Source organism: Streptomyces sp. S6, from assembly GCF_054880855.1.
The window spans coordinates 1-6,790 of record NZ_JBTYMC010000334.1 but is presented as its reverse complement, the minus strand read 5'-3'; the positions used below and the strand labels follow the sequence as shown (position 1 = coordinate 6,790).

At 71.5% G+C, this 6,790-nt stretch carries 5 protein-coding genes and 1 pseudogene; all 6 read right to left on the bottom strand.

All coding sequences use genetic code 11. The annotated features are described in order from the left end of the window. Positions 1 to 604, bottom strand: a 604-nt coding sequence (locus tag ACVNF4_RS30225; protein ID WP_461806064.1) for a rhomboid family intramembrane serine protease, incomplete at its 3' end; no start/stop codon positions are given. Between the two features lie 85 nt (positions 605 to 689). Continuing rightward, on the bottom strand, positions 690 to 2,534 hold the full coding sequence (gene dnaK / locus ACVNF4_RS30220) for a molecular chaperone DnaK (RefSeq protein ID WP_461806063.1): 1,845 nt from the start codon (positions 2,532 to 2,534) through the stop codon (positions 690 to 692). A gap of 157 nt (positions 2,535 to 2,691) precedes the next feature. Next, positions 2,692 to 3,117, bottom strand: a complete 426-nt coding sequence (locus ACVNF4_RS30215; protein WP_461806062.1) for an OsmC family protein — start codon at positions 3,115 to 3,117, stop codon at positions 2,692 to 2,694. A gap of 70 nt (positions 3,118 to 3,187) precedes the next feature. Continuing rightward, the gene (locus ACVNF4_RS30210) at positions 3,188 to 4,975 is read right to left on the bottom strand and encodes a vWA domain-containing protein (RefSeq protein ID WP_461806061.1); all 1,788 of its coding nucleotides are present in this window, start codon (positions 4,973 to 4,975) and stop codon (positions 3,188 to 3,190) included. Continuing rightward, positions 4,972 to 6,033: an ATP-binding protein gene (locus ACVNF4_RS30205; RefSeq protein ID WP_461806060.1), complete on the bottom strand. Its 1,062-nt coding sequence runs from the start codon at positions 6,031 to 6,033 to the stop codon at positions 4,972 to 4,974. Before ACVNF4_RS30205 ends, ACVNF4_RS30210 begins: the two co-directional genes overlap by 4 nt. 95 nt (positions 6,034 to 6,128) lie before the next feature. Next, positions 6,129 to 6,790 (bottom strand): annotated as a pseudogene (locus ACVNF4_RS30200) (hypothetical protein); the annotation flags it as partial.

Sequence of the window (6,790 nt, the reverse complement as noted above, 5' to 3'; positions counted from 1 at the left end):
CCGCCACGGCCGCCTTCGCGCGCCGGTCCCGCAGCAGCCACGCCCCCAGCAGTCCGCCGACGAGCCCGCCCGAGTGGGCGAGCCAGCTCACGCCGGGGGTGCCGGGTACCGCGACGGTGAGGAGGTAGGCGAACGACGCGCCCATGACGAGGCCGATGAGGCTGTCGATGAGGTGCCGGTCGAAGAGGCCCCGGACGACGACGTACCCGAAGTACCCGAAGATCAGCCCGCTGGCGCCGACGGTCGACACCCGGTCGGCCTCGAAGAGCCAGACGGTCGTGCCACTGACCACGACGACGAGCCCGGACAGCAGGAGGAACCTGGCGACGCCCCGGTACGCGGCGAGGAAGCCGAAGACGAACAGCGGCCCCGAATTGCTCTCCAGGTGGGCCCAGTTCCAGTGCAGGAAGGGCGCGGTGGCGATGTGGGTGAGCGAGCCGGCGTCGCCGGAGACGATGCCGTACTCGCGGGAGATCCGGTAGTCGGCCGCGAAGTTCGCGACCTGGATCAGCCAGACGAGGGCCACGAAGGCGAACATCACGAAGAACGCCTTGCGTGCCTCCGCGATCATCTGCTCGGCGTCGGCCGGTGCCCTGCTGCTCATGCCCCGCTCCCCCTGTTCAGACCTGTTTCGGCCACTGTACGCACCTGCGGGCCGATTTCCCCACTCCCCTTCCCGCAAGCCGTTTCTACGCGGCTCCGCCCTTTCCCTCCCGTTCGTCGTCGATGATCTCGGCGTCCACCACACCGTCCTCCTGCGGCTCTCCGGGCGGCGGCGTCTCCTGGGCCCGCGCGTACATCGCCTGCCCCATCCGCTGGCTCACGGCGGACAGTTTCTCGACGCCGGCCCGCAACTCGGCGGTGTCGCGCTCCCCTTGGAGCAGCGTCTTCAGCTCGTCCACGGCCGCCCGGACCTCCGCGCGGGTGTCGGCCGGCACGCTCGTCTCGTTCTCCCGGACGAACTTCTCGGTCTGGTACACGAGTTGCTCGGCCTGGTTGCGGGTCTCGACAGCCTCGCGGCGCCTGCGGTCGTCGTCCGCGTACTGCTCGGCGTCACGCATCATGCGGTCGATGTCGTCCTTGGGCAGCGCGGACCCGCCGGAGACGGTCATCTTCTGCTCGCGGCCGGTCGCGAGGTCCTTCGCGAAGACGTGCATGATCCCGTTGGCGTCGATGTCGAACGCGACCTCGATCTGCGGGACTCCGCGCGGGGCGGGCGGCAGGCCGGTGAGGTCGAAGACGCCGAGCTTCTTGTTGTACGCGGCGATCTCGCGTTCGCCCTGGTAGACCTGGATGCCGACGGAGGGCTGGTTGTCGACGGCGGTCGTGAAGATCTCCGAACGCCGGGTGGGGATCGTGGTGTTGCGTTCGATGAGCTTCGTCATGATGCCGCCCTTGGTCTCGATGCCGAGGGACAGCGGGGTGACGTCGAGGAGGAGGACGTCCTTGACGTCACCGCGGATGACACCCGCCTGGAGAGCCGCGCCGAGGGCGACGACCTCGTCGGGGTTGACGCCCTTGTGCGGGTCCTTCCCGGTCAACTCCCGTACCAGGCCGGACACCGCGGGCATCCGGGTGGAGCCGCCGACGAGGATGACGTGGTCGACGGCGGCGAGCTTGATCTTCGCGTCCTTGACCGCCTGGTGGAAGGGGGTGCGGCAGCGGTCGAGCAAGTCGGCTGTCAGCTCCTGGAACTGAGCGCGCGTCAGTTTTTCGTCGAGGTGGAGCGGGCCCTCGGCGGAGGCGGTGATGTAGGGCAGGTTGACGGTCGTCTCGGTGGCCGACGACAGCTCGATCTTCGCCTTCTCGGCGGCCTCGCGCAGCCGTTGGACGGCCATCTTGTCCTTGGCGAGGTCGACGCCGTACTGGCTCCTGAACCTCTTGACGAGGTGCTCCACGATCCGCTGGTCCCAGTCGTCGCCGCCGAGGAGGGTGTCGCCGTTGGTCGCCTTGACCTCGATGACGCCCTCGCCGATCTCCAGGAGGGACACGTCGAAGGTGCCGCCGCCGAGGTCGAAGACGAGCACGGTCTGTTCGTCGCCCCGGTCGAGTCCGTAGGCGAGGGCCGCGGCCGTGGGTTCGTTGATGATCCGCAGGACCTTCAGCCCCGCGATCTCCCCGGCCTCCTTGGTCGCCTGGCGCTGGGCGTCGTCGAAGTAGGCGGGGACGGTGATGACGGCGTCGGTGACGTCCTCCCCGAGGTAAGCCTCCGCGTCCCGCTTCAGTTTCTGGAGGACCCGCGCGGACAGCTCCTGGGCGCGCAGCCGCGTCCCGTCGATCGACCCCTGTTCGGGGAACCGCCAACTCCCGTCCCCCATGTGCCGTTTGACGGATCGCGCAGTCCGGTCGACGTTCGTCACCGCCTGCCGCTTCGCCACTTCCCCGACCAGCACCTCCCCGTTCTTCGCGAACGCCACCACCGACGGCGTCGTCCGCGCGCCCTCCGCGTTCGCGACCACCACCGGCTCCCCGCCCTCCAGCACCGCCACCACCGAGTTGGTCGTCCCCAGATCGATCCCGACCGGCCGTCCCATGTCCGTCCCCTTCCGTCCGGGCTCCCGGCCTCCAGCACAAAACTTGAGCGGGGGGTTGTCAAGAGGGCCTGCGGGGGCCCGGTACGGCAGAGCGCGCGGGTTCCGTGAAGAACCCGCGCGCTCCTCGGCAAGCGGCGGCAACCGCTCACTCTTCGTTTCAGACCGACTCGACCGTCAGCGTGATCTCCGTGCCCGCGAGCGCCTGGCTCACCGGGCAGTTCTTCTTGGCGTCCTCGGCGGCGGCGGCGAAGCCGTCCGCGTCGAGGCCGGGGACCTCACCGCGGACGGTGAGGTGGATACCGGTGATGCCGGTGCCGGGCTGGAAGGTGACGTCGGCCTTGGTCTCCAGGCGGGTGGGCGGGGTGCCGGCGCCGGTCAGGCCGTGCGAGAGGGCCATGGAGAAGCAGCTGGAGTGGGCGGCGGCGATCAGCTCCTCGGGGCTGGTCCTGCCGTTCGCCGCCTCGGCGCGCGACGGCCACGACACGGCCTGCGAGCCGATGCCGGAGGAGTCGAACGAGACGGTCCCGTTCCCCTCGACGAGGGAGCCTTCCCAGACGGTGTGTGCGGTGCGCGTGGTGGCCACGGCTGTTCCTTTCGCTGTCGCGTCGGTCCCGGATCCGGGTTTCCGTACCCCTATCCGATCACACTCCCCCTCACCGCACGGAGAAGACCGGCCCTCGGGGGGTGAACGGCAGCCGACGGCCCTGCGGCAGCAGATACGCGTGCTCGCGCCGCACCCGCAGCACATCGCACCACCCGTCGGTGATGACCAGCACCGGCGCCCCCGCCGGAAAGTCGTCCGCGCGGAGCAACAGGTCGATCCCCGGCTGGAGTTCGGTCCCGCCCCGCCCCCGCACCCGGACTCTTCCCGCGATCTCCGTCACCGGCAGGTACCCGGCGTCGTACGGCGCGGCGTCGCAGAACACCACGCGGGCCGCCGGCACGTCCCGCGCCTCGGCGTACGACGCGATGGCGCCCAGCGCCTTGCCGAGCAGCGTGCGGTCCATGGATCCGGAGGTGTCCAGGACGACTCCGAAGGTGCAGCGGGCGATCTCCTCGGGCGGGAAGTACCGTCCGGCACGCGGGATGCCGGGGGTCGCCGCCTGCCGCCGGGAGGGCCGGGCGTACGTCCGCACGGGTTCGGGGCGTGGCACGAACTCGTCGAACCAGCGGGCGAGTTGCGCGTCCCACGGCAGCGGCGGCTGACTGAGCGCGCGGATCTCCTCGACCAACCCGGCGGGCAGCAGGCCGCGTTCCTGCCGCCCGTGCAGCTCGAACCCCTGGCACAGGCCCCGCCGGTAGAACTCGTCGAGGTCGACAGGGTCACCGGGCAGCCCGATCGGGGCACCGAGCATGTCCCCGAGCCCCTTGCCGCGCGGGGTGGCGAGACGGCGCATGCGGCGCAGGTCGCCCGTGATCCGGTCGTACACCTCCTCGGCGGACAGTCCCGCCGACTCCGCGTCGTACAGCGACCCTTCGGGCATGACGCCGACCCGCATCTCGCGCAGCCAGCCGTTGACCACGTAGTCGCAGGCGACGTTGAAGAGGTAGTGGTCGCGGGGTCCGCACCGGTCGGCGTGGCGCAGGGCGGCGTGCAGCATCTCGTGGGCGAGGACGAACCGCCATTCCTCGTCGTCGAGTCGGGCCAGGGGGTTGACGTAGATCTCGCCCGCGTCGGCGTTCACGGCGGCGACGGAGATGCTGTGGGCGCGGGCGAGTTCGGCGTCGGCGACGAGGGTGATGCCGGCGGCGATGCCCCCGAGGAGGGGGTAGGAGGAGATGAACCAGCTCAGCGCCCGCTGCCAGGGTTGCAGCGGTGTCCGCTCGCCGGTGAGGCTGTCGCGCCTGCCGCCGGCGAGGTCCATGGCGGCGCTCATGGTGCGGGTGAGGGCGTGCGCGAACTCCGGTTGCCAGTCCGGGGGTTGCTGGTAGCGGTCGTACCAGGTGAGGAGCAGCTGGTCGGGTTCGTGCCCGGCGGTGCCGCAGCGTTCGTAGGTGAGCGGAATGCCGTCGCGGCGCCAGCGGGCGGCGAGTTGCTCCTCGTCGCCGTCGGGGTAGGCGGCGGGCAGGTCGTCGGGGGTGCGGCCGACGGGGAAGCTGAGCAGGAAGCGGTTGACGACGGCGCAGCGGGCGGCGAGGTCGAAGCGGTCCGGCTGGACGCGGGCGCCGCGTGCGGCGGGGAGGTGGCCGAAGCCGAGGTGCAGGGCGGCGTGGGCCAACGCCCAGGCCCAGTCCTCGGGTTGGGCGAGCCGTTCGGGGCGGGTATGGGCGACGCCGTCGGACTCGACGCGCAATAGGCCGCCTTGGGGTGCGAGCTCGCAGTCCTCGCACCGACAGGTGGACAGGGGTACGGAGTTGAGCGCCGGGTTGGCCCGCATGATCCGCATGCCCTCGGCGAACGCCTCGCCCGCGACGTCCCGTTTCTTCTTCTGCCGGCTCATCTGCGGGCCTCCACGAGTCGCGGCATGTCGCGGGCCGCCTCGACGAGGAACCAGGACGGCAGGACGGGGTTGCCGTCGGCGTCGGAGGCGATGACGTGCTGGGCGATCTCCACGGAGATCTCGGCGAGTTGGACGAGCAGCGCCTTCGCGCGGTAGGCGGTCTGGCGGCCGTTCGCCGAGACGTGCTCCTTGCTCGCGGGCAGCTCCTTGACGAGGCGCTCGCGGAACGACTCGGCGAGGTAGTACAGCAGGTCGCGGTCCTCGGTCCGGTGCGGCCACCGGGCGTCGCCGCGCAGCACCGCCTCGATGCCGAAGCGGCTGCGGACGATCTTGACGTACCCGCAGAACGCGGTCGCGTGAGCGGGGGTGAGGGTGCCGTGCGCGAGGACCTTGAGCGTCTCCTCGTCGAGGCCCTGGCCGAAGGAGTGCAGGGCGTCGGAGAGCATGTGCCAGGAGCGGGGTGTGGAGAACGGCTCCTCGGTCTTCGGCGGCTTCGACCAGAGGTGGTCCGGCCGGTCGGTGAGGTGGTCGACGATCCACGGGTGGATGCCGGCGCCCGCCGCCCAGGCCAGCCAGTCCTTCGCGGACACCTCCAGGTGGACGTGCGCGAGCCGGTTGACCAGCGCGGACGCGATGGGGCGGGCGAGCGCGTTGTCGGTGGCGCGGTTGCCGGCGCCGACGACGATCGAGCCCTCGGGGAGTTCGTAGCTGCCGATGCGGCGGTCGAGGATCAGCGAGTAGAACGCTTTCTGCACGTCGGGCGTGGCCGCGTTCAGCTCGTCCAGGAACAGGCAGTACGGCTCGTCGCGGGCGATGGTCTCCGGCGGGCAGAACACCGAGCGGCCGTCCCGGATCTGCGGCACCCCGATCAGGTCCTCCGGGGCGAGCTGGGTGCCGAGCAGGCTCACGCACTCCAGTCCCAGAGACGCGGCGAACTCCCGCACCAGGGAGGACTTCCCGATGCCGGGAGCGCCCCACACGAACACCGGCCGCACGGTGGCCAGGCCGAGGAGGAGCTCCGGGAGACGGGCGGGGGTGACGGTGACGGCTGCCTGCACGCGGCGGGCTCCTCAGGACGGTCGGGAAGGGGTCCGCACAGTGTGGGCGCGACGACCGTCCGCACGCAGCCGATTTTCCGGTGATACGTCCGGCCCTACGCCGCCTGCCGGTCGCCGTCCGTGTCCGCCACCGGCACCTGCGGCCCGCCCGCCTCCTCCAGCCACCGCCGCAGCACCCGGTGCACCTGCTCCGCCCCCACCAGCTCCTCCCCCTCCCCGACGGGCGACGACAACGCGCGCGGGGACAGCAGAAACGGCTTCCCCTGCGCGCCTCCGAGCCCGCCGTGGGAGCCGATCTGCTCCTCGAAGGCGAGGACCTCCCCGTCGGCGGGATCGTGGAAGGAGTTGACCATGATGTCGGCGGCGTGCGGGAAGCCGTGCGTGCGGCGGACGGCGTCGGCGGCACCGCGCTCGAAGGCGGCCAACGGCCCCGCGCAGTCGGCCAGTTCGGCGACCGGCACCTCCGTGCCGTGCGCCCCGAGGACGACTCCGCCGTGCTCGGCGCTGGCCACCAGGAGGAACCCGATGCCGGGGTGGTTGGCGAGGGTCGTCAGCAGCGCGGGATGCCGGGCGTCGATCTCCTCCTTCGTCATCCGGTGCGGGACGTCGGGGAAGGAGATCAGCCCGAGGTTCCCGGAGGCCAGCACCACCGGCTCGGAGTGCCGCGCGGGAACGTCGGGGAAGGAGATCAGCCCGAGGTTCCCGGAGGCCAGCACCACCGGCTCGGAGTGCCGCGCGGGCCGGCGCCGCTCGCCGC

Excerpts from the sequence above, each read along its gene's own strand:
- ACVNF4_RS30210 (WP_461806061.1), bottom strand. The coding sequence starts at position 4,975 with ATGAGCCGGCAGAAGAAGAAACGGGACGTCGCGGGCGAGGCGTTCGCC.
- dnaK (WP_461806063.1), bottom strand. The coding sequence starts at position 2,534 with ATGGGACGGCCGGTCGGGATCGATCTGGGGACGACCAACTCGGTGGTG.